The sequence below is a fragment of the uncultured Catenibacterium sp. genome, assembly GCF_900540665.1.
In the GTDB taxonomy this organism is placed as follows: domain Bacteria; phylum Bacillota_I; class Bacilli_A; order Erysipelotrichales; family Coprobacillaceae; genus Catenibacterium.
The window spans coordinates 1-22,787 of the sequence record NZ_UQGV01000030.1 but is presented as its reverse complement, the minus strand read 5'-3'; the positions used below and the strand labels follow the sequence as shown (position 1 = coordinate 22,787).

The window sequence follows — 22,787 nt, the reverse complement described above, 5'->3', positions numbered from 1 at the left end:
GTACAAAAGGGCTTGCCTGTTTCGACAAGAGGGTATGACGATCCTATGTGGGGAGTCCGCATGATCCACTCCATTCTTACCAATCCGACCTACACCGGGGATTTAGCCCAAGGCCGAAGCCGGGTGAAAAGCTACAAGGTACACCAGATTGAAGCTGTTCCACGCGAGGAATGGGTGGAAGTGGCTGGAACGCATGAGGCCATTATCGACTATGAAACTTTCGACAAGGTACAGGCTCTCTTACAGCGTGATACCCGTACTTCCCCGAAAGGCCGTGAGGTACATTTATTCAGCGGCTTTCTGAAATGTGCCGATTGCGGGCGGGCCATTACCCGATGCGTTGGCAAGAACAACAATGTATATTATTCTTGCTCAACCTACAAGAACCGTTCCCGGACAGCCTGCACCATGCACTCAATCAAGCATGAACGGCTGGAGGCTGCTGTTTTGTTCGCTGTACAGCATCAGGTACATTTGGCTGTTTCCTACTCGGAAATCGTCACGCAGATCAATTCCGCTCCAATCAAAAAAAGCCAGTCTTACCGACTGGACGATCTGATAGCTGCAAAAGAGCGGGAACTGACAAAGATAACACGCTACAAGCAATCTCTTTATCAGGACTGGAAAGACGGTGAAATCACCCAGCAGGAATACCGGGATATGAAGGCTGACTATGAACGGCAGACTTCTGATATTTCCGCGGTGCTTACCCGGCTGAACGCTGAACGCGCAGAACTGGCAAACGGTGTGGACAACGAGCATCCTGCACTGGTAGCCTTTATGAAGTATCAGAACATTGAAGCCCTCAACCGTGAAATCTTGGTTGAACTTGTGGACTATATCAAGGTCTATGAAAACGGCAATATCAGCGTGAAATTCAAATTTGCTGACGAGCTCCGCAAGATTGCCGAGTACATTGAAATCAACACTACGGAAGATACCGCAGTAGCGGGCTAACCCCCGCTACAAACCCCTTTGACAGTGTGTTTTCCTAATAGGCGCTAATCATATGAACATTACAGTATATTTAGGTGCCTTGAGAGGCAATGATCCAGTACTTAAAGATGCCGTTAAAGAACTTGGTACATGGATTGGAGAAAACAATCATACACTCATCTATGGTGGATCAAAATCAGGATTAATGGGATACATCGCGGAAAGTGTATTAGATGCAGGTGGAGATGTCATTGGAATAGAACCACAATTCTTCATTGATGAAGAACTACAATATGATGGCTTGACAGAATTAATCATTACTAAAGATATGACAGAAAGAAAGACAAAAATGATAGAATTAGGTGATGCCTTTATCGCCTTTCCAGGAGGTACAGGAACACTAGAAGAAATATCAGAAGTGATGTCTAAAATTTCATTGAAACAACTTCATGCACCTTGCATATTCTATAATTTGAATGATTATTATAAGGGGATGAAAGAACTTATGTCCCATATGATAGAAATGGGATTATCTACTCATGAGAAACAGAAAGGCATCTATTTTGCGGATCATCTAGACGATATAAGAAATATTATTGAGAAGGAATAGTAATTTTTATCATTATTCCTTTAATAACAAAATTAACAACAATTAAGGAGATATACAATGAATTTAGAGGGACAAAACTTAGAATCTTTAAGAAGGATGATTAGGCATCTCCAAGAAGAAAATAAAGAATTAAAAGAACTCCTAAAAAAATCTCATATCAGCTTTAATGATTCAAAAGAAGAAATGACAACTGAATCTATAGATGAGGATGCATATATCAAGGATGTTTATATTAGTGATAAACTTGCCGCTTACTTTCTTACTTTATTTCAAGGTAGAAGGGATGTATATGCACTAAGAGGTGCTAAGGGAGGATACTTTCCACAATGTTTTAATAGATGGAAGGATCATTGCCCAAAACAAAATAAAAAGAAGATGTCCTGCCAGGAATGCCCCTATAGAGAGTGGAAAAAATTAGATAGAGAAGTAGGAAAAAGACATTTATTAGGATACAAAGACAATTGTACAGATGTCATTGGGCTATATCCTCTACTAGAAGATGATACATGTAAGCTACTTGTGTTTGATTTTGATAATCATGATGAAGAGAATAGTGAAAATAATGATTGGAAAGATGAAATTGATGCAATTAGAAAAATATGTCATGAAAATGGTATTGATGTATTAATAGAACGCTCACGTTCAGGAAATGGGGCACATGCATGGATTCTCTTTAAGGAATTTGTACCTGCCTCTCTTGCAAGAGAATTTGGATTACTACTCATTGAGAAGGGTGCACAATCTATTAATCTGAAATCATTTAGGTATTATGATCGTATGTTTCCAACTCAGGACCATAGCGATGGCTTAGGTAATTTAGTCGCATTACCACTTCAAGGACAGGCATTAAGACAAGGCAATAGTGCTTTTGTGGATGAAAACTGGAATGCTTATTATGATCAATGGAAATTACTAAGTAAGGTTCATCAATTAACTAAAAGCGAAATAGAAGAATATATTTATAAGTGGAAAGAAGAACTTCTAATACCTCAAGGTCTTCTTATAATTGCAGATCAAGGTAAAAGAGTGAAACCCTGGAAAAAGGATGAAAACTTTCACAGCGAAGATGTCATAGAGAAACTTTCTATTGTCCTTGCAGATGGCATATATGTAGATACACTTAATCTTAAGCCTCGCATTCAGAACCAGATTAGACGTTTAGCAGCTTTTGATAACCCTGTTTTTTACAAGAATCATAATTTAGGCTATTCCAATTGGAATCAGCCAAGAGTTATCTATTTAGGGGAAGACATAAACGACTATATAAAAATCCCAAGAGGATTATTAGAAACGCTACTTAATAAGTGTGATTCATCAAATATTGCGTATGAGATCAGTGATAAGAGAGAAAAAGGAAAACCTATTAATGTATCATTTACTGGAAAATTAAGAGATGAACAGCCTTCTGCTGCATCTGATTTATTAAGCTATGATAATGGTGTTCTTAATGCAGCCACTGCATTTGGTAAGACAGTTGTATCTAGTTATTTAATTTCTCAAAGGAAAGTCAATACACTCATTGTTATGCAAAGTGTTTCACTTATTAATCAATGGGTGGATGAATTACATCATTTTTTAGAAATAAACGAAGATCTACCTATGTATAAAACAAAAACAGGTAAAGAGAAACAAAGAAAAGATCTCATAGGTGTATTACATGGAAGTAAAAATACTTTAACTGGTATCATAGATGTTGTATCAGTCAACTCTATTTATGACAATGAAGGCAACTGTCGTTTAAATCATGAATACGGCATGGTTATAGTAGATGAATGTCATCATGGAGCTTCCCATATATTTGAAAATGTATTACGTCAAATTAATTCTAAATATGTCTATGGTGTTTCCGCAAATGAAAAGAGAATAGACAGACTCGAAAAGAAAGTCTATATGCAGTTAGGTCCAATTAGACATCAATATACAAGCAAAGAAAGAATAGAAAAACAAACTATTGATCATTATGTCTACCCACGATTCACAAAAGTAATGGCATTAGGCGATAGTAAAAATGATCTTAATAGTGCTTATGCATTCATCTCTAAAAATGAAAATAGAAATAATATGATTATTTCTGATATTAAGAAATGCATAGAAGAAAAAAGAACACCAATTGTATTAACACGTTACAAAGAACATGCAAAATTATTATATGAAACACTAAAAAATGATGTCTTAGATCATACATATCTTATCTATGGTGATCATAGTTTAAAGGAAAATGAAGAAATAAGAAAAACAATACTGTCATTTCCTCATGATGAACCATTTATTCTTATCGCCACATCTCAATCAGTGGGTGAAGGATTCAATGTTCCTAGACTCGATACGCTATTCTTAACTTCTCCTGTTTCTGGTGAACCTCTAGTTGATCAGTTCTTAGGTAGAATCAACAGAGACTACAAGTATAAAGAGAGTGCGATTGTCTATGATTATGTAGATTCTCATATTCATTATTTTAATAATATGTATAAAAAACGTCTATCGGCCTATAGAAAGATTGGTTTTGATGTGATTACTGATATTGTAGACAATAAACAAAACGTGAATCACATTTACAATTATAGTGATTATTTAGAAGTATTTAGACAAGATATCCATGAATCAAATAAAAGCATCATTATCTCTAGTCCCCAATTAAATGAAAAGAAAGTATTATCTTTTATTGAATTAATTAAGGATAGACAGGAAAAGGGTGTTTCAATCATTGTATTCACAAAACAAACAGATGACCCTTACACAACTAGTCTCATAGACTTATTATATGGTAATGGTGTATTTGTAGAAATATATCCTGATTTAGATTCTTATTTTGCAGTAATTGACCAAGAAATCGTATGGCACGGTGGAATAAACTTGCTTGGTAAATCAAATATCTATGATAGCTTAATGAGAGTGAAATCAACTACGATTGCGGAAGAACTTATATTTAGTCCTACAGAAACTAAAGATTGTGACTCCTAGGTTACAATCTTTTTTAAATCTCATAATACAATGATATAATCTATAATAATGGAGGTTCTTTATAATGATGGAATATCTCAAAGAAACACACATGCTAGATTATTCTCATCCTACCATTCAAAAACTTATTCAAGATAAACAATGGAAAGAAATGAACGAATTTAACAGAATACAATCAATCTATAATTATGTAAGAGATGAGATCTTATTTGGCTATAATAGTGATGATTATATACCTGCTTCAAAAGTACTATCCGATGGCTATGGCCAATGTAATACTAAAGGAACTTTATTTATGGCATTACTACGTGCCTGTGATATTCCATGCAGAATACATGGCTTTACTATTGATAAGAAACTACAAAGAGGAGCTATGACAGGTATTGTATATCATAGTGCACCTAAGAATATATTACATAGCTGGGTGGAAGTTTACCTTGAAAATCGATGGTATGAACTAGAAGGATTTATTTTAGATAAAGCATATCTTAAACAACTTCAGAATAGATTTACTAAATGTACTGGTCCATTTTGTGGTTATGGTATTGCAGTGAAAAATTTCAAACACCCTATAATTGACTTCAATAGAAATAATACCTATATTCAAAGTGAAGGAATTACTCAAGACTTTGGTATCTATGATTGTCCAGATACGTTACTAAAAGAATATCATCAAGAGATGTCAACCATTAAAACATTCGCTTATAAGTATATTGGTAGACATCTTATGAATTATAATGTAAAGAAAAGAAGGAGACACTTTTATGGCATTTAAGATAGTAAGAAATGATATCACAAAAGTAGAAGCTGATATCATAGTTAATACAGCAAATCCAAAACCAAAATGTGTCAGTGGCACAGATCTTGCGATATATGAAGCAGCAGGAAAAGAGGCACTTCTTGCAGAAAGAAAGATTATTGGTCCTATTGAAAGAGGAGATATTGCAGTGACTGGTGCTTATAACCTCAATGCGAAATATATTATTCATACAGTAGGACCTGTATGGATTGATGGAAATCATCATGAACTTGAAATACTAGAAAGATGTTATCGTCTACCTCTACAAAAAGCAATAGAACTAGGATGTCAAAGTATCGCATTTCCTCTTATTTCAACAGGTGTATATGAATTTCCAAAAGATAAGGCTTTGCACATTGCAGTATCTGTATTCAGTCAATTTTTAACTGAACATGAAATAGAAATCATTTTAGTTGTATTTGATAAAACCTCTTTTCAATTATCCAGCCAAATTGTCGGAGAGATTGATTCTTATATTGATGCAAACTATGTCAAAGAAAGTCATATCAATGAGTATCCTTTAAGCTACAGACGAAGTGCTCGTCTTCGTTCTTTATTTAACTCTACGTTTTATGAAGAACCATCTCTAGATTTATCGGATACTTCTTTAGAAGATCAGCTCGCAAATATTGGTCTTTCATTTCATGATAAATTATTTAAATTAATAGACAAAGCGCATTTGGATAATAAAGATGTATGGAAACGAGCCAATCTAGATAGAAAACTTTTTTCTAAAATTCAATGCAATAAGAATTATCATCCTAAAAAGAAGACAGTATTTGCATTATGTATCGCCTTACAGCTTAATCTAGAAGAATCAAAAGATCTTCTTGCAAGAGCGGATTGGGCATTTAGTCCAAGTAGTAAAGTAGATTTAATTGTACAAAAAGCAATCATAGACAAACACTATGATATTATGGAGCTCAACATCACATTGTTCAAATATACTAATGAAACTCTTGGAGCATAAATGACGTCGGTACTTCATGTATCGACGTTTTTTAAATGTCGCTTTCAAAGCGACCATTAGTTTCTCTCTTTCACTTATACTGATAGTGTAATAAGAAAAGAGATTGGAGGAATATATTATGTATGGTGCAATTTTAGGAGATATTATTGGTAGTCCATTTGAATTTGATAGAGGAGATAAAACAAAGGATTTTAAATTATTTAGTAGAAGATCTCATTTTACAGATGATTCAGTCATGACTCTTGCTGTATGTGAGGCATTACTTAAAGTAGGGCAGGATGCAGCAGTCAAAGAAATCGAAGACGCAGTTATATCAAGTATGCAGTCATGGGGTAGAAGATATCCTCATGCAGGATACGGAGGTTATTTTAGACGCTGGCTAAGAGCCTGTCATCCCGAGCCTTATAATAGCTTTGGAAATGGTTCTGCCATGAGAGTATCTGCTGTAGGGTGGCTTTATGATTCTCTTGAAAAAACAAGAACTGTCGCAAAGGCAACTGCAAATGTAACTCATAATCATCCAGAAGGTATTAAGGGTGCAGAGGCGACTGCGAGTGCGATATTTATGGCAAGAAACGGTTCATCAAAAGAAGAAATAAAAAAGTATATTGAGAATGAATTTCATTATGATTTAGATAGAACACTTGATGAAATCCGTCCTAGCTATCATATGGATGAAACTTGTCAAAAAACTGTCCCAGAAGCAATCATTGCATTTCTTGAAGCCAAGGACTTTGAAGATGCTATAAGAAATGCGGTATCTCTAGGTGGGGATACAGATACCCTTGGAGCGATTACTGGAAGTATTGCAGAAGCTTATTATGGAATACCTGAAACATTAATATCTGAATGTAGAAATCGTATCAATGAAGATATGAGAGATGTTGTTGATGCATTTTATAATCATGTAAAACATCATTATGGTTCACAAAATACAAATCAGATGATTGAGAAAGCTATTAATCAATATTATGTCCAAAATGATAAAGAAGGCATGATACTATTTATGGATACGATGCTGAATGCAATGAAACAGGGAGGAGAATTAGTAGTTCCTTATATCACTAAGAATTCATTTTTACCAAAAGAACTTAGTAATTTAAATGTAGGTGATACATTGACACTCGATCAGGCTGTGAAACTAAAAATAGAAACAGTCAAAGATACTAAGGGTAAAGAGTGGTTAGGTGTATTTACTTCAACAGAAGAAATGCACAAGGGGTCACATGGTAATGTCCAGATGAATCAATCCATCCTATCAATTCTGAGACTAGCACTTGACTTAGAAGAGATTAATGGAATTGTCATCAATCCATTTGGAAAACATATGCAACTAAGTAAGGCTATGATACTTCTGTTGATTGGCATATATGAAGAACATGAATAGAAAATTCAAAAAGATTGTAACTGATTAGTTATAATCTTTTTTGCATCAAAGGGTTTGTTTTCATCCTGAAAAATCCTGTAATCTATTACATTCAAGCATACTGTAATATTCCTTGAACTTATTTATTTGACAATGTCAACATATGTGTCTTGACATATGTCAACATCAATGGTAGCATATGGAGCAGCGTAGAAGAGAAAGGCGCTTAATTTAGGATAAATAAGAAATAGGGGATAAAAATATGGATATGATGAATAGAATCAAGCAGCTAAAAGAAGAAAAGGATGCTGTTATATTGGCTCACTATTATGTAGATGCAGATGTACAGGAAGCTGCTGATTTCATTGGTGACTCATTCTATCTTGCTAAAAAAGCAGCAGAAACAGATGCTGATAAGATTGTATTTGCAGGTGTAGAATTCATGGGAGAAAGTGCTAAGATACTTAATCCTACTAAGCATGTATATATGCCAGATGCACATGCAGATTGTCCAATGGCACATATGGTCACTATAGAAAAGATTAAAGAAATGAGAGATAAGTATGATGATTTAGCTGTTGTATGCTATATCAACTCTACTGCAGAAATTAAGACTTATAGTGATATATGTGTGACTAGTTCAAATGCAGTTAAAATCGTTAATAAATTACCAAATAAGAATATTTTCTTTGTACCAGATCAGAACTTAGGAAGCTATGTAGCAACTCAGGTAGAAGGTAAGAATATCATTTTAAATAATGGTTTCTGTCCAAGACATCACATCATGACTAAGGAAGATGTATTAAATGCAAAGAAGGAACATCCAAATGCGTTAGTGGCTGTACATCCTGAATGTAAGCCTGAAGTATTAGAAGAAGCAGATTATATTGGAAGTACATCAGGTATTATTGATTATATTGTTGGAAATGATGCTAAGGAATTTATTGTTGGTACAGTAGATGGTGTTTATGCCACAATCCTAAATCAGGCACCAGATAAGAAGCTTTATAATGTAGTAAGAACTCAGGTATGTCCTAATATGAAACTCAATTCACTAGAAAAGATTGTACATGTATTAGAAACTGGAGAGAATGAAGTATTCTTAGATGAAGAATTTATGAATAAAGCAAAAGCACCATTAGAAAGAATGCTTGAACTTGCTAAATAGGAGATGACTAAAAATGACTAAAAAAACAGATGTTCTTATTGTAGGTACTGGATGTTCAGGATTATATTGTGCCCTTAAATTACCTGGGAACCTTAATATTCATATGATCACTAAGTCATGTGTAGAAGAAAGTGATAGCTTTCTTGCACAGGGTGGTATTTGTATGTTTAAGGATGAAAGTGATTATCATGCTTTCTTTAAAGATACACTAAGAGCTGGACATTATGAAAATAATCCTCTATCTGTAGAATTAATGATCAGAAGTTCTCGTGCTGTACTTGATGATTTATTATCATATGGTACAGATTTTGCAAGAGATGAAGAAGGAAACCTTAAATATACAAAAGAAGGTGCTCATTCTACTAACAGAATTCTTTATCATGAAGATATTACGGGTAAAGAAATCACGAGTAAGCTTTATGCAGAAGTAAAAACAAGAAAGAATATCACTATTGAAGAATATGTGACTTTAACAGACCTTCTTGTAAAGAATGGTAAGTGCGTTGGTGGTAGAGTACGCAAAGGCGATGAAGAACATGATATCTATGCGAACTTTGTTGTACTTGCAACTGGCGGTATTGGTGGTAAGTATAAGAATTCTACTAATTACCGTCATTTAACTGGTGATGCCATTGATCTTGCTAAGAAATACAATATCGAAACAGAACATTTGGATTATGTACAGATTCATCCAACAACTTTCTATAGTGAAGATAATGAAAGACGTTTCCTTATTTCTGAAAGTGTCCGAGGTGAAGGTGCATTATTATATGATAAGAATGGTAATCGTTTCGTTAATGAATTATTACCTAGAGATGTAGTTTCTAATGCAATTAAGAAACAGATGGAAAAAGATGGTACTGATTATGTCTTAGAAGATTTAAGACCTATTGGTGAAAAGGAACTAAAGGAACATTTCCCTAATATTGTTCAGTACTGCTTAGATAAAGGCTATGATGTAACTAAAGAATGTATTCCAGTCGTACCAGCCCAGCATTATTTCATGGGTGGTGTAAAGGTCAATGAAAACAGTAAAACATCTATGGAAAATCTATATGCTGTTGGTGAAACGGCATGTAATGGTGTTCATGGAAAGAATAGACTTGCTAGTAACTCATTATTAGAAAGTTTAGTATTTGCTAAAAGAGCCGCAAAAGCTATGACAAGAAAGTATGAGGCCCCAAGTATGTTTGATAAGACAACGTTAAAATTAAATGCAGACCCACTAATCCTTTCAGCTCTTCGTGAAGATATTACAAGTGAAGATGTATCTACATGCAGTGTTATGAGAACTGCACAGTTAGGTGAAGTAGAATTAATCTGTAAAGAAAATGGTATTATTGCTGGTCTTCAGATTTTTGAAAGAACATTCAAATTATTAGATGAAGATGTGGATGTACACTTCTTTGCTCATGATGGTGATGAAGTCCATAAAGGAGAATTACTCGCTAAAGTAACTGGTGATATGAGAACTCTTCTTGAAGGTGAAAGAACTGCATTAAATTACTTACAGAGAATGTCAGGTATTGCCACTTATACACGTAAGGTTGCAGATCTTCTTAAGGGTACAGGTATTAAGTTACTTGATACAAGAAAAACAACTCCAAATAACAGAATCTTTGAAAAGTATGCTGTTAAAGTAGGTGGAGGAAGCAATCACAGATATAACTTAACAGACGGAGTTTTATTAAAGGATAACCATATTGGTGCAGCTGGAAACGTTACTAAGGCTGTACAGATGGCAAGAGATTACGCTCCATCAGTAAGAAAAATCGAAGTTGAAGTAGAAACTTTCGATATGGTGAAAGAAGCTGTTGCAGCGGGTGCTGATATTATCATGCTTGATAATATGAGTACTGAATTATTAAAGCAGTCTATTGATTATATTGATAAACGTGCTGAAATCGAAATTTCTGGTAACGTTACTGCAGAAAACATCAATAGAGTAAAAGATATGGGTGTAGATTTCATTTCAAGTGGTGCATTAACACACTCTGCAAAGATTCTAGATCTATCATTAAAGAACCTTCATGCAATTAATGGGAGAGATTAAATGACTGGTAAAGAAAGAAGGGACTACATCCTTACAGAACTGATGGAAAGTGATACACCGATTTCTGCTTCTAATTTTGCAAAACGTCTTCAAGTTTCACGTCAGGTTATTGTGAATGATGTCGCACTTCTTCGTGCTAATAATCATGTTATAGAAGCAACCAATAGAGGATATATCATACGTCATTCTGCTATGGTGGAAAGAGTCCTCAAAATGCAGCATACTGATGCAGATATAGAAAATGAGCTCAATACAATCGTTGATCTAGGTGGTTATGTTAAAGATATCTTTGTTTATCATAAGGCCTATCATATTGTACGTGCACCTCTTAATATTGCATCACGTTTAGATGTAAAGAAATATCTTGATAATTTAAAATGTGGGAAATCCATCTCTTTAATGACAGTTACAAGTGGATATCATTATCATACAATCTGTGCTGAAACAGATGAAAGACTTGATGAAATTCAAGATGCATTGTCAAAACTTGGATACCTTGCAAAACTTCAGGAATATGAACCTGTTGAATTCTAAAGGCCATCTACATTGATGGCTTTTTTTATGTATAATGATATAGAGGTGATGAAATTATGATTTATATAACGGGTGATATACATGGCAATCAATTTAAATGGCTTGAACAGATAGACCCGGTATTAAAAGAAGGGGATATTATTATTGTATGTGGAGATTTTGGAATAGGTTTTTTTCAACAGAAATACTCTTCAGAAGAATCGTTTTATGATTTCATTAGTGTTCAGCCCTATACTGTTTTATTTGTTGATGGCAATCATGAGAACTTTAATAAACTTAATAGCTATCCTATAGAAGTATGGAATGGTGGTCATGTTCAAAAACTACGTCATAACCTCATTCATTTAATGCGTGGAGAAATCTATACAATAGAAGGAAAAACATTCTTCACTTTTGGTGGTGGTTATTCCATTGATCAGCCATTTCGTAAAGAAAATGTTTCCTGGTGGCCTGCTGAAATGCCAAATACAAAAGAATATGAGAATGGTTTACAACATTTAAGTAATATAGATCATGTGGATTATATTATTACACATACAGCACCAGATGAAACGGTTTATTTTCTATCGACTATTAAACAATTTCATATAAAAGGTGATGTTTATCAGGAAATGCCTTTGACTACATATTTGAATGCTATTCAGAAAAATACAGACTACACTCATTGGTATTTTGGCCATTTTCATGTAGATAAGGAATTATGGAGAAATCAGACAGCTGTCTTTAATACACTCTATGAGTTAGAATCACATCATATCATAAGACAATGGAACCCATACGAATGGTAACATCTAGACTTTAATACTAGATATATTGACATCAAATAATAGATATGATATTCTTGGTGTACAAGAGGTGATTAAAATGAAACGTACAAAATTAGATGACCGTGTACTTCCTGATTATACTCGTGGTGAAGAAATATTTAATATGGTAACTCATATTGTAGGAGCTGCTTTTGGTGTTGCAGCACTTGTATTATGCATTATATTCTCATGTTTACATCATAATGGTTATGGTTTAGCTTCTGGCATTGTATATGGTATTTCCATGATTGTTCTTTATACAATGAGTTCAATTTATCATGGCTTATCTCCTAAACTTAAGGCGAAGAAGGTATTCCAGATTATGGACCACTGTAGTATCTTTGTCTTAATTGCTGGTACATATACACCAGTACTATTATGTTCTGTCAGACTTGCTGATCCATTCTGGGCATGGGTTCTATTTGGTATCGTATGGGCTGTCACAATTCTAGGTATTGCATTAAATGCTTATGACATTAAGAAATTCGCAAAATTTTCTATGGCCTGTTATCTTATTCTAGGCTGGTGTATCATCTTTAAGTTTAATTTATTACCTGGTACTATAGGCATGAATGGTATCTATCTATTAGTAGCTGGTGGTGTTGCTTATACAATTGGTACAATCTTCTATGGATTACAGGAAAAAATACGTTATATGCATTGTATCTGGCACTTATGGATCTTATTAGGCAGTGTCCTTCACTTTTTATGCATTATCTTATACTGCATGTAACAGGCGTAAAGCCTGTTTTTCTTTTATATCTTTTAAAGTCATGCTATAATCGTTGAGGAAAGGATGATTAAATGAGAAAAATAAATTTTAAATACAGTTTTTTATACTTGATCACATTTATTATTGTATTAGGTGGTGATCTAGTAACTAAACTTGTAGTCAATGAATCAATGCAGTTGGGCCAGAGCTATCAGGTCATTAAAAACTTTTTCTATTTCACTTATATTCATAATACTGGTGCAGCATGGGGAATGCTTTCAGGACGTTTATTTCTTTTTTATGCAATTTCTATTATTGCTGGTATTATGCTTATTTATTATTTTATCAAGAGTGATAAATCCCAGGTCTTATTGAGATTTGGAATTGTACTTATATTTAGCGGCATGTTAGGAAATCTATATGATCGTGTTGTTTTTCATTATGTAAGAGACTTTTTAGATTTCTTTGTATTTGGTTATGATTTTCCTATTTTCAATATTGCAGATATGGGTGTTGTAATAGGTGTTTTATTAATCATCTTAGATTTAGGAATTGGAGAATATAAATTATGGAAATACAATCAATCACACCAGAATTAGAAGAAAAAGGCTTACGTTTAGATAAAGTCATCTTGAATCATATGCCTGACCGTTCTCGTACTGAAATTCAGAAATGGATCAAAGCAGGGCAGGTTGTCGTCAACGATAACATTGAAAAGGCAAACTATCAGGTTGAAGAAGAGGATGTGATTCAGGTCACTTTACCTGATCCTCAGAGCACTGAAATCAGTCCTGAAGATATTCCTTTAGACATTATTTATGAAGATGAAGATGTGATTGTAGTCAATAAGCCAACAGGCATGATTGTTCATCCATCTGCAGGTATCTATTCAGGAACACTTGTTAACGCATTACTTTATCATTGTCATGATTTATCAGCTATTAATGGCGTTACAAGACCAGGTATTGTTCATCGTATCGATAAAGAAACAAGTGGTTTACTAATGGTTGCAAAAAATGACAATGCTCATCGTTCATTATCTAAACAACTAGAAGAACATTCAGTTGTACGTCGTTATGTGGCACTTGTACATGGTGTTATTAATCATAATGTAGGTCGTATTGAAGCACCTATTGGACGTGACAGCAAGGACCGTAAGAAGATGGCAGTTACAAGCAAAAATGCAAAAGATGCGATTACTAACTTTAAAGTATTAGAGCGTTATGATGATATGACACTTATTGAATGCCGTCTTGAAACAGGTAGAACACATCAGATTCGTGTTCATATGCAATATATTGGTCATCCAGTTTATGGTGATCCTCAATATGGTTTTAGAAATGATGACAATACTTATGGTCAGTATCTTCATGCCAGAGTATTAGGTTTTGTTCATCCTAGAACACATGAACATATGTATTTTGAAGCACCTCTACCAGATTTCTTTGAAGAAAAGATCAAGGAATTAGGGGGAGAATATAATGGATAAGCAGATTATTACATGGGATCAATATTTTATGGGAGTTGCGAAACTCTCTGCTTATCGTTCAAAGGATCCTAATACGCAGGTAGGTGCCTGCATCGTTAACAGTGACAACCGTATTGTAGGTGTAGGATATAATGGTCTTCCTCGCGGATGTGAAGACGATAAATTCCCTTGGTCAGTAAGAGAAGGGGCTTTATATGATACAAAGTATCCTTATGTTGTTCATGCGGAACTCAACGCGATTCTAAACTCTACTCAGAAATTGCAGGATTGTCGTATTTATGTTTCTTTATTTCCATGTCATGAATGTACAAAAGCAATCATTCAAAGTGGGATCAAAGAAATTGTCTATGAAGACGAAAAATATAAAGGATCAGAAAGTGATAGAGCAGCTAAACGTATGTTAGATGTTGCCGGCGTCTCTTATCGTAAAGTCCCAGCATTTGAAATAGAAATAAAAAAAGAGAATCAATAATTGATTCTCTAGATGAAGAAGAAGGCCTATAGGCCTTCTTTTAATTTCTTTAATGCTCCCTTAACACGCTTTGTATTAGTGAAATTCAACTTACATACTTTTGTAAGAATCTTTTCCCCATACTTGTTTGCAAGTTTAACAGCCACGATTTCGGCATTAGTGCCAGCCCCTCTAGCAAGGTTCATCTTTAAGCTCTTTGTCATACTAGCAAAATATTGTAGATATGCGTAACGAGAAATGATTTCTGCAGCTAATACTGCTAGGTATTGCTCATCAGCATTGGTTTCAAAAATCATATCTTTTACAACAATAACTTCGCTCTTTAGATAGTTATAATAAGTCTTAGGTGAAACAAACTGATCAATAACTTTGAATTCAACACTCTTCTTCACTTTCTGAAGGACATTCACAACAGCCTGGTTAAATAAACGGGCGCGAATGTTAGCCTGGTTGATTCCACTATCAATCATCTTATTATAATGTGAGTTATCTAATACTAGTAGTGATGAAATGAGATGTCCTTTTAATAGTTTAGCGCAATTGATAATTTCCTGATTTGATAAATCATCGACATTATCAATTTTTAGGTTTTTAATAATCTCAAGTGCTTCATCATCGGCATAGCATGCTACAACACAAAGCGGCCCAAGAAAATCAGCAGATCCTGTTTCTGCAGCCCCGATATGAGGATGCATACATAAATGATCTGAGTTTTTTTCCTGCTCAATCTTCTTTGCTAAACTTCTAGACCAATGCTTTGCTTCATGCACTGCATTCTGTCCTAAAAAGCTTGCTTCATAATCCGATGTCACTTCGATGTCACAGCCAATAGCATGAGCTTTTAAAAGAAGGTTCTCGCTTTCGAATGGAACCATCTGACTGTCATAAAACTTCTTCATCTTGTTTAAAATGTTTTCATTAATCAAAAATTTAATTGGCTCCACCATATTCACCTCACATTTCTTATTTTATCATAAATTTCATTTTTTTGACAGTATAAATTTCATTTGTTATAATTAGGAACCGACAGTATTAAGGAGGTAAGTATTATGAGTTTTCTCGATTTGATTCTTATCGCTTTTTTGTTATATATGTTTTTCAGCGGATATTCCAAAGGTTTTTTCTCAACACTTTATGATCTGCTAAGCTTCATCATCATGATGCTTTTTATCTATTTTAATGTTGAAACAATCTCTTCAATTATCCAGATTTATAAACCGGTAGATGACCCATTATCTCAGTTAGGGGGCTCTGTAGTGAATATGCTGATTGTATTTATCATCATGTTCATTATTCTAGAAATCATAAGAAGACTGATAGGGCTTCTTATTAAACCATTGATCACAAAATTAACCGATCACTTTGCCTTGACATCATTTGTAAACCACCTATTAGGGGCACTGCTTCATGGTTTAAAAGGTCTTTTTATTGCCTTCATGGCAATGGTTATGCTTATTGTCCCATTCTTTGGTCCTGATATTCTTACTGATTCTAAGATAGGACATTTAATCATAGAGGATGTGCCCATTATTTCAGAAACAGTATTAAATGAAGCGAGTGCTTATGGAAGTTTATTAAAAGGACAACATACCCTTCAATTAGAAGATAAAGATATATTAAGAAAAATGATTATTGCTAACAATCATGCCTATGATCATGGACTACTAGATGAACATGATGCAACACAGTTTGTATATACACAATTAGGTCCTGCTTTAATGAAACAGCAGGTCATTATACCTCATGAAGAAAAACTTCAATTTATCTCTTTATTAAATAAAACACCTTATACAGAAACAGAAAAGAATACTATTTTAAATAATATAGGAAGTGAATAAAATGTTAGATAGTTATAAAGTCTTAGAATTCCCAAGAATTTTAAATCATATCGCAGGTACATGTCGTACAGAAATTGCGAAAAAGAAGATCTTACATCTAGAGATGTATGATAATTTAGCTGATTTGAACGAAGAACAGAATCGTTTGGAAGAAGCTATGACAATTCATTGTATTATGGGTACTTTGCCTCTTGCACCACTCAATGATATCAGTGCTTATCTTGCAAAGGCTAAGATGGATGGTATTTTAGCTCCTGAAGAACTAATGGCGATTGACCATATGTTAGAAAACATCTTTCAGGTCACATCATATTTTAATGCTTATGAAGGAGACATTATTCTATTAAGAGATTTAGTAGAAGGTTTAGAAGGAGATAATGGTCTTCATATTGAAATCAATAGATGTATTATGCCTGATGGCTCTATCAGTGATCACGCAAGTGAAACACTTTATCGTATTAGAAAAAGTATGCATGCATTAGAAGGACGTATTCGTCATTCAATGGAAGACTATTTAAAGAGTGAAAAGAATTCTTTAAGTATGGATACTCTTTCAAGTAAAAATGACCGTTTAGTACTGGCAGTCAAAGCACCTCACAAAAATGAGATTAAAGGCTTAGTTCATGCAACAAGTGCATCTGGTCAGACATTCTTTATAGAACCTGAAAGTGTCGTTGTTATGAATAATGAACTCAATGAGTTGAAAAGTCAGGAACAGACAGAAATCAATAAAATACTTCAAAGTCTAACTAGACGTGTCAAATATAACTATACAAGATTCTACTTTGATCAGGAACTCATGTCTGAACTTGATTTTATCTTTGCGAAAGCACGCTTTGGATGTGATTATGATTGTGTAAAGCCTGATATCAATGAAACAGGTGTTCTCTCTTTAAAGCAGGCAAGACATCCTTTAATTGATCAGGAAAAGATAATTCCTAATGACATTATTATTGATGGCAAGATGCTTATGATTACTGGTTCTAATACTGGTGGTAAAACAGTAGCTTTAAAGACTGCAGGATTACTTTCATTGATGGCTATTAGTGGATTAGCTGTTCCAGCTATTGACGCTTCTATTCCATTCTTTGATGCTGTTTATACAGATATTGGTGATGAACAGTCAATTGAACAATCACTTTCAACTTATTCATCACATATGAAGAAGCTTATTTATATCCTAGAACATGCCACATGTCGTTCTCTTATTCTAATTGATGAAATTGGCTCTGGTACAGACCCACAAGAAGGGGCTTGCCTAGGAGAAGCAATCTTAGATACCTTACTCAATCGTGACTGCCGTATTATCGCTTCAACGCATTATGGCGAATTGAAAAGCTATGGTCAGACAAGAGATGATATTACGCTCGCATCAGTCGGATTTGACGTAGAAACAATGCGTCCTACATATCGCTTGAAGCTTCATTCAATTGGTTCTTCTTATGCCTTTGAAATTGCTGCTTCTTTAGGTCTAGATCATGAGATTATTGATCATGCTTTACATAATAAAGAAGAACGTATGAGTGAAGCAGAAAAGTTAACTGAAAAGCTGACTAAGCAGAGTGCTGAATTAGATGAGAAAGAAGAAAGAATCAATCAGTTACTTGCAGATAATGAAAAACTTCATAATCGCTATGAACATCAGCTTTCTATTGCAACAAAGCAGAAGGATCGTATTGTAGAAGAAGCACAGCAAGAAGCCAATAAGATGCTTGAAGAAGCTAAGAAAACAATTGATGAATTGACTAAAGATATCATGAATCAGGGAGTTTTAAAACCTCATCAGGTGACTGCAGCCAAACACGCATTAGACCAGCAGAAATATGAAAAGAAAGAAATTGTAAAAGTGCAGGATCATGTCTTTAAGAAGGGTGATCATGTCAAGCTTGATAAGATGAATAGAGAAGGGGATGTACTTGAAGTCAAGAAACATGAACTGTTGATTGATTTAGGTGGTCTCCAGGCACGTGTAAAAGATACAGAAGTTACTTTTATGCATGGTGCCTCTAAGCCTCAGAAAGTAAAAAAAGCAGGTACTAGACAGCATATGAAGAAAACCGGACATTATGAAGTAAATGTCATTGGTATGCGTTATGAAGAAGCAATGAATATTGTTGAGAAGTTCTTAGATGATGCTTTATTACTTGGTTATCCTTCAGTACGTATAGTACATGGTATGGGTAAGGGAATTTTACGTAATGGTATAAGAAAGAAGTTAGATCATCTATCTTATGTCAAAGAATATCGTGATGGTGGTCCTAATGAGGGCGGTTTAGGTGTAACGGTGGTTAGCTTTGAATAAGAATCTAGATTATATTAAAAAGAAGCTCTCATTACTTCCTATGTCTCCTGGCTGTTATTTAATGAAAAATACAGAAGGAAAAGTCATTTATGTAGGAAAGGCGCGAAAACTGAAAAATCGCGTCTCTTCTTATTTTACAGGTGCACATAACTATAAAACGACAAAGCTTGTAGATCATATATGGGACTTTGACTATATTGTAACAGGTAGTGAAAAGGAAGCATTATTACTTGAAATCAACCTCATTAAGGACTATACACCTGAATACAACATCATGTTCATGGATAATACCTATTATCCATATATTGAATTGACTGATGAAACCCATCCAAGACTCAAAATAGTAAGAAAAACAAAAAACAAAAAAAATAAGTACTTTGGACCTTATCCCGATGCCACTGCAGCAAGAAACACCTTTAAATTATTAAATAAGCTTTACCCTTTAAGAAAATGTAATCATGTTCCAGATAAGCCATGCTTATATTATTCATTACATCAATGCTTAGGGCCATGTATCAACGATATTGATAAGAGCCAATATGATGAAATCAGAAAAGAACTGATCTCATTTATTCATGGCAATACCAAATCAAAGATTGATGAACTCACTGAAAAAATGATGACAGCCAGTGAAAATCTACAATTCGAGCTTGCTAAAGAATATCGTGATATTATTCGTTCCATAGAATATGTAACTGCCAAACAGAATGTTCAATTTGGCGACTATAAAGATAGAGATATTTTAGGCTATTATATTGATAAAGGTTATATCAGTATTCAGCTCTTCTTTATGCGTGAAGGTAAGCTTCTCTATCATGATTTTAATCTTGAACCTGTAGGAGAAGATTTTGAAGAAGATCTGATTCGTTTCTTAGTTACTTACTATCAAACACATCCTGAACCCTATGAACTACTTATTCCTCAGGATGTTGATTTAGAACTTTTATCTGAAATATTATCCTGTCATGTACTTCAACCTCAAAGAGGAGATAAGAAATCCTTAGTAGAAATGGCTAACAAGAATGCGTTGGAAGCACTAGAAAAGAAGTTCTTATTAAAAGAGAAAACTGATGAAAAGACAATCCTGCCTATTATTGAATTAGGTAAAAAACTAGGTATTAATACACCGCATACAATTGAATTATATGATAACTCTAACATCCAGGGGGCTTATGCTGTTGCAGGTATGGTTGTTTATAAGGATGGTGTGCCTTCTAAAAAAGATTATCGTAAATATAAGATCAAGACAGTAGAAGGCCCTGATGATTATGCTAGTATGAAGGAAGTCGTCTATAGACGTTATTATCGTCTCTTAATGGAACAAAAGGAAATGGCAGATCTAATTATTGTCGATGGTGGACTTGGACAAATTAAAGTTGCTAAAGAAGTCATCAACAGTTTGAATCTTCCTGTACATATCTGTGGGTTATCTAAGGATGATAAGCATTCTACTGCGATGCTTCTAGATGAAAATGGCAATCAGGTGCCTATTGATACAAAAAGTCCGTTATTCTTCCTTCTTACACGTATGCAGGATGAAGTGCATCGTTATGCTATTTCATTCCATCGTCAGGTACGATCTAAATCATTATTTAGTTCTATTCTTGATGAAGTAGATGGAATCGGCGAGGCACGCAAGAAGAAACTTCTCAATCATTTTAAAAGTGTCAAAAAGATGAAAGAAGCGTCATTAGAAGAATTAGAAGCAGTAGTTCCTAAAAATACAGCCTTGAAACTCTACGAAGTACTGCACAAAGATTAAACTATACACTCATCATGATATACTATATAATTGACACTAGAGAGCAGGTGATTTAATGGAAAGTAAGCGCAAGTATCTGTTTATTACAGTTATTGCATTATTTATCGTTTCATTCTATACAATTAATCTCCGTTTTGATCCATTCTATCGTGTCAATGGCATCAATAACGATAATAGAATGATCATCGAGGAATACCTAAGCAAAGAGGAACAGAAATATCTTGTAGAAAACAGAATTCCACTTTACCATTTTATGAAATTTATCAAGTATGATGATTTTTATCTTCCGTATTATCAATATTATGAACTACTAGAAAAGACTGGTCGCTATGCCAACAATAAGCTCATTCTTTCTACTGGGAATGAATTAGCTGAAAAACTTCTAGATAGTTTTAAGAATAAAGCCTATGGTCAGGCTAAAAAACTAGTAGAACATGATTTGGAGTCAGGCTATTTATATAATCAGAATTTTGATTTTGATAAATTAGAAATATATTATGAGATGAGACCACTGTATGATGATTATAGTTATGTGGATGATACAGAATACTATATTGAATTATTAAAGAATCGTGGATTGACAGATAAATTAATTCGTTCTTTCTTTGCGGATGCCTGTCATAACTACTCACGTTATGGGTTAACAACACTCATGACTCAGGCCAATAACCATGAGATATTCTTGATTGCGAACCCTTCATCATTGTTGACAACACTTAATGATACAAGTTATATAGGGGCTTATGTGCCTCGTAATCTTGTTTTGATGTCAGATATTCACCGCTTAAAATACGCTATGTATTTAGAAAATGATGCTTATGAAGCCTTAAAGAAGATGGTAGAAGCAATGCCTGATGAAATTACTGAAGATTTTTATGTCAAAGAAGCCTATGAGAGCTTTAATGATTTTCAATATTCAAATCCAGCTCTTGCTGGTAAAGATGAAAGACAATTAGGTAGAACAGTATCTATTGCTTCTAAATCCATTGCCTATCAGACATTTGAAACATCCACTCTGTCACAATGGCTTGAAGCACATTCATATGAATATGGCTTTATATTGCGCTATCCAAAGCGTATGGCTTCTTCTACAAATCATGTCTATGATTCTCATTATTATCGCTATGTAGGTAAGAAGATAGCCAATAAAATTTATAAAGAGAATAGCTGTATTGAAGAATATATTCAAAAGGAGGCATTAAAATGAAGAAAATTGTAATCATGTCAGATAACCATGGTGATATGAATATGTTAACAGATATTAAAGTCTTAGAAGATGATGCAGATTACTACATCCATTGCGGTGATAGCGAGTCCTATTCACTTCAGGATTTAGATGGCTTTGTAGCTGTTAAAGGCAATAATGACTGGAGTCTTGACCTTCCTCAGACAGCAAGACTAGATATTGAAGGAAGACATCTTCTTATCACTCATGGTCAGTTCTTTGGTTACTTTGATCGTGAAAAGAAAATGATTCAGTTCTTAAAAAAGTATAATGGAGATGTTTTAATCTCAGGTCATACACATATGCCTCTTGCAAAAGAAGAAAATGGCTTATGGCTTATTAATCCAGGCTCAACATCCTGGCCACGTGGTGGATCAAAACGTTCTTATGCAGTTGTGACAATTGATGATAAAAATGTAGATGTAATGATAAAAACTCTAGAATAGTGATACATTTAAATAAATAGGAATTGACATTTTATATCTTCCTATTATAATGAGCATGTAAAGTCAAATATAAAGATAGAGGAAGCGATGCATCAGAGTAATATGAGGAGTCGGCAGACTAGGAATCATATGAAAGGTAATCATCGCCGAAAGAAGATAAGCGGCAGCTTGTTCTCTTGGTGATTCAGGGAATACCTGTCTCACTCCTTCATGATGAAGAGGCGTTATCTTATCGTTAAAAGCTATACGATAACGTATAGCTTTTTTCTATTTTTATATAGAAAGGGGAAAGTGTGAAACAAAAATCAATCAAAACGTATAAAAAAAGACGAACTTAA

Annotated in this window: 20 protein-coding genes and 1 riboswitch; of the genes, 19 read left to right on the top strand and 1 reads right to left on the bottom strand. The window is 34.2% G+C overall.

Annotated features, from left to right (window positions below):
- The 14 genes from QZQ55_RS05425 to QZQ55_RS05360 all read left to right on the top strand — a co-directional run.
- A partial coding sequence (locus tag QZQ55_RS05425; protein ID WP_295090855.1) for a recombinase family protein occupies positions 1–957 on the top strand: 957 nt, incomplete at its 5' end.
- A gap of 52 nt (positions 958–1,009) precedes the next feature.
- Positions 1,010–1,546, top strand: a complete 537-nt coding sequence (locus QZQ55_RS05420) for a TIGR00730 family Rossman fold protein (RefSeq protein WP_295090852.1) — start codon at positions 1,010–1,012, stop codon at positions 1,544–1,546.
- Positions 1,547–1,603: 57 nt separating this feature from the next.
- Entirely contained in the window at positions 1,604–4,507 is a 2,904-nt protein-coding gene (locus tag QZQ55_RS05415) for a TOTE conflict system archaeo-eukaryotic primase domain-containing protein (protein ID WP_295090849.1), read from the top strand.
- A gap of 64 nt (positions 4,508–4,571) precedes the next feature.
- Positions 4,572–5,282, top strand: coding sequence for a transglutaminase family protein (locus tag QZQ55_RS05410; protein ID WP_295090846.1), 711 nt, complete (start codon positions 4,572–4,574; stop codon positions 5,280–5,282).
- Positions 5,272–6,276, top strand: coding sequence for a macro domain-containing protein (locus QZQ55_RS05405; protein WP_295090843.1), 1,005 nt, complete (start codon positions 5,272–5,274; stop codon positions 6,274–6,276). Before QZQ55_RS05410 ends, QZQ55_RS05405 begins: the two co-directional genes overlap by 11 nt.
- Before the next feature lie 118 nt (positions 6,277–6,394).
- Positions 6,395–7,663, top strand: a complete 1,269-nt coding sequence (locus tag QZQ55_RS05400) for an ADP-ribosylglycohydrolase family protein (RefSeq protein WP_295090841.1) — start codon at positions 6,395–6,397, stop codon at positions 7,661–7,663.
- A 241-nt stretch (positions 7,664–7,904) separates the two neighbouring features.
- Positions 7,905–8,810, top strand: a complete 906-nt coding sequence (nadA, locus tag QZQ55_RS05395) for a quinolinate synthase NadA (protein WP_295090838.1) — start codon at positions 7,905–7,907, stop codon at positions 8,808–8,810.
- A 13-nt stretch (positions 8,811–8,823) separates the two neighbouring features.
- Positions 8,824–10,863, top strand: a complete 2,040-nt coding sequence (locus QZQ55_RS05390; protein ID WP_295090835.1) for an L-aspartate oxidase — start codon at positions 8,824–8,826, stop codon at positions 10,861–10,863.
- Entirely contained in the window at positions 10,864–11,397 is a 534-nt protein-coding gene (locus tag QZQ55_RS05385; protein ID WP_295090832.1) for a transcription repressor NadR, read from the top strand.
- 56 nt (positions 11,398–11,453) lie between these two features.
- On the top strand, positions 11,454–12,185 hold the full coding sequence (locus QZQ55_RS05380; RefSeq protein ID WP_295090830.1) for a metallophosphoesterase: 732 nt from the start codon (positions 11,454–11,456) through the stop codon (positions 12,183–12,185).
- Between the two features lie 76 nt (positions 12,186–12,261).
- Complete coding sequence (locus tag QZQ55_RS05375) at positions 12,262–12,936, top strand: hemolysin III family protein (protein WP_295090827.1); 675 nt, start codon at positions 12,262–12,264, stop codon at positions 12,934–12,936.
- 71 nt (positions 12,937–13,007) lie between these two features.
- Positions 13,008–13,514 carry a signal peptidase II gene (gene lspA / locus QZQ55_RS05370; RefSeq protein ID WP_295090825.1) on the top strand — a complete coding sequence of 169 codons (507 nt, stop codon included), beginning with the start codon at positions 13,008–13,010 and terminating at the stop codon, positions 13,512–13,514.
- On the top strand, positions 13,484–14,404 hold the full coding sequence (locus QZQ55_RS05365) for an RluA family pseudouridine synthase (RefSeq protein ID WP_295090822.1): 921 nt from the start codon (positions 13,484–13,486) through the stop codon (positions 14,402–14,404). Before lspA ends, QZQ55_RS05365 begins: the two co-directional genes overlap by 31 nt.
- Complete coding sequence (locus QZQ55_RS05360) at positions 14,397–14,876, top strand: dCMP deaminase family protein (RefSeq protein ID WP_295090819.1); 480 nt, start codon at positions 14,397–14,399, stop codon at positions 14,874–14,876. Before QZQ55_RS05365 ends, QZQ55_RS05360 begins: the two co-directional genes overlap by 8 nt.
- Before the next feature lie 26 nt (positions 14,877–14,902).
- Here the strand turns inward: QZQ55_RS05360 and QZQ55_RS05355 are convergent, their stop codons facing one another.
- Positions 14,903–15,823, bottom strand: a complete 921-nt coding sequence (locus tag QZQ55_RS05355) for a ribonuclease HIII (protein ID WP_270395962.1) — start codon at positions 15,821–15,823, stop codon at positions 14,903–14,905.
- A gap of 102 nt (positions 15,824–15,925) precedes the next feature.
- Between QZQ55_RS05355 and QZQ55_RS05350 the strand changes: the two genes are divergently transcribed.
- From QZQ55_RS05350 to QZQ55_RS05330, 5 genes are read left to right on the top strand one after another with little or no spacing between them, the layout of a single operon-like run.
- Positions 15,926–16,714 (top strand): CvpA family protein, encoded by a 789-nt coding sequence (locus QZQ55_RS05350; RefSeq protein WP_295090816.1) that lies wholly within the window; start codon positions 15,926–15,928, stop codon positions 16,712–16,714.
- Between the two features lies 1 nt (position 16,715).
- Complete coding sequence (locus QZQ55_RS05345; RefSeq protein ID WP_295090812.1) at positions 16,716–19,016, top strand: endonuclease MutS2; 2,301 nt, start codon at positions 16,716–16,718, stop codon at positions 19,014–19,016.
- Positions 19,009–20,778, top strand: a complete 1,770-nt coding sequence (uvrC, locus tag QZQ55_RS05340; RefSeq protein ID WP_295090809.1) for an excinuclease ABC subunit UvrC — start codon at positions 19,009–19,011, stop codon at positions 20,776–20,778. Before QZQ55_RS05345 ends, uvrC begins: the two co-directional genes overlap by 8 nt.
- A 55-nt stretch (positions 20,779–20,833) precedes the next feature.
- Positions 20,834–21,985 carry a M15 family metallopeptidase gene (locus QZQ55_RS05335; protein ID WP_295090806.1) on the top strand — a complete coding sequence of 384 codons (1,152 nt, stop codon included), beginning with the start codon at positions 20,834–20,836 and terminating at the stop codon, positions 21,983–21,985.
- Positions 21,982–22,449 (top strand): metallophosphoesterase, encoded by a 468-nt coding sequence (locus QZQ55_RS05330; protein WP_215657882.1) that lies wholly within the window; start codon positions 21,982–21,984, stop codon positions 22,447–22,449. The genes QZQ55_RS05335 and QZQ55_RS05330 overlap by 4 nt, the downstream gene beginning before the upstream one ends.
- A 68-nt stretch (positions 22,450–22,517) precedes the next feature.
- Positions 22,518–22,684: riboswitch (Lysine riboswitch) on the top strand.
- The last annotated feature ends 103 nt before the right edge of the window (positions 22,685–22,787 follow it).

What these genes read in the sequence shown, in the direction of transcription:
- QZQ55_RS05405 (WP_295090843.1), top strand. Translation starts at nt 5,272, where the DNA reads ATGGCATTTAAGATAGTAAGAAATGATATCACAAAAGTAGAAGCTGAT.
- QZQ55_RS05350 (WP_295090816.1), top strand. Translation starts at nt 15,926, where the DNA reads ATGAGTTTTCTCGATTTGATTCTTATCGCTTTTTTGTTATATATGTTT.
- QZQ55_RS05385 (WP_295090832.1), top strand. Translation starts at nt 10,864, where the DNA reads ATGACTGGTAAAGAAAGAAGGGACTACATCCTTACAGAACTGATGGAA.
- QZQ55_RS05415 (WP_295090849.1), top strand. Translation starts at nt 1,604, where the DNA reads ATGAATTTAGAGGGACAAAACTTAGAATCTTTAAGAAGGATGATTAGG.
- lspA (WP_295090825.1), top strand. Translation starts at nt 13,008, where the DNA reads ATGAGAAAAATAAATTTTAAATACAGTTTTTTATACTTGATCACATTT.
- QZQ55_RS05330 (WP_215657882.1), top strand. Translation starts at nt 21,982, where the DNA reads ATGAAGAAAATTGTAATCATGTCAGATAACCATGGTGATATGAATATG.
- QZQ55_RS05410 (WP_295090846.1), top strand. Translation starts at nt 4,572, where the DNA reads ATGATGGAATATCTCAAAGAAACACACATGCTAGATTATTCTCATCCT.
- QZQ55_RS05390 (WP_295090835.1), top strand. Translation starts at nt 8,824, where the DNA reads ATGACTAAAAAAACAGATGTTCTTATTGTAGGTACTGGATGTTCAGGA.
- QZQ55_RS05355 (WP_270395962.1), bottom strand. Translation starts at nt 15,823, where the DNA reads ATGGTGGAGCCAATTAAATTTTTGATTAATGAAAACATTTTAAACAAG.
- QZQ55_RS05360 (WP_295090819.1), top strand. Translation starts at nt 14,397, where the DNA reads ATGGATAAGCAGATTATTACATGGGATCAATATTTTATGGGAGTTGCG.
- QZQ55_RS05335 (WP_295090806.1), top strand. Translation starts at nt 20,834, where the DNA reads ATGGAAAGTAAGCGCAAGTATCTGTTTATTACAGTTATTGCATTATTT.
- QZQ55_RS05380 (WP_295090830.1), top strand. Translation starts at nt 11,454, where the DNA reads ATGATTTATATAACGGGTGATATACATGGCAATCAATTTAAATGGCTT.
- QZQ55_RS05365 (WP_295090822.1), top strand. Translation starts at nt 13,484, where the DNA reads ATGGAAATACAATCAATCACACCAGAATTAGAAGAAAAAGGCTTACGT.
- QZQ55_RS05375 (WP_295090827.1), top strand. Translation starts at nt 12,262, where the DNA reads ATGAAACGTACAAAATTAGATGACCGTGTACTTCCTGATTATACTCGT.
- QZQ55_RS05420 (WP_295090852.1), top strand. Translation starts at nt 1,010, where the DNA reads ATGAACATTACAGTATATTTAGGTGCCTTGAGAGGCAATGATCCAGTA.
- QZQ55_RS05345 (WP_295090812.1), top strand. Translation starts at nt 16,716, where the DNA reads ATGTTAGATAGTTATAAAGTCTTAGAATTCCCAAGAATTTTAAATCAT.
- QZQ55_RS05400 (WP_295090841.1), top strand. Translation starts at nt 6,395, where the DNA reads ATGTATGGTGCAATTTTAGGAGATATTATTGGTAGTCCATTTGAATTT.
- nadA (WP_295090838.1), top strand. Translation starts at nt 7,905, where the DNA reads ATGGATATGATGAATAGAATCAAGCAGCTAAAAGAAGAAAAGGATGCT.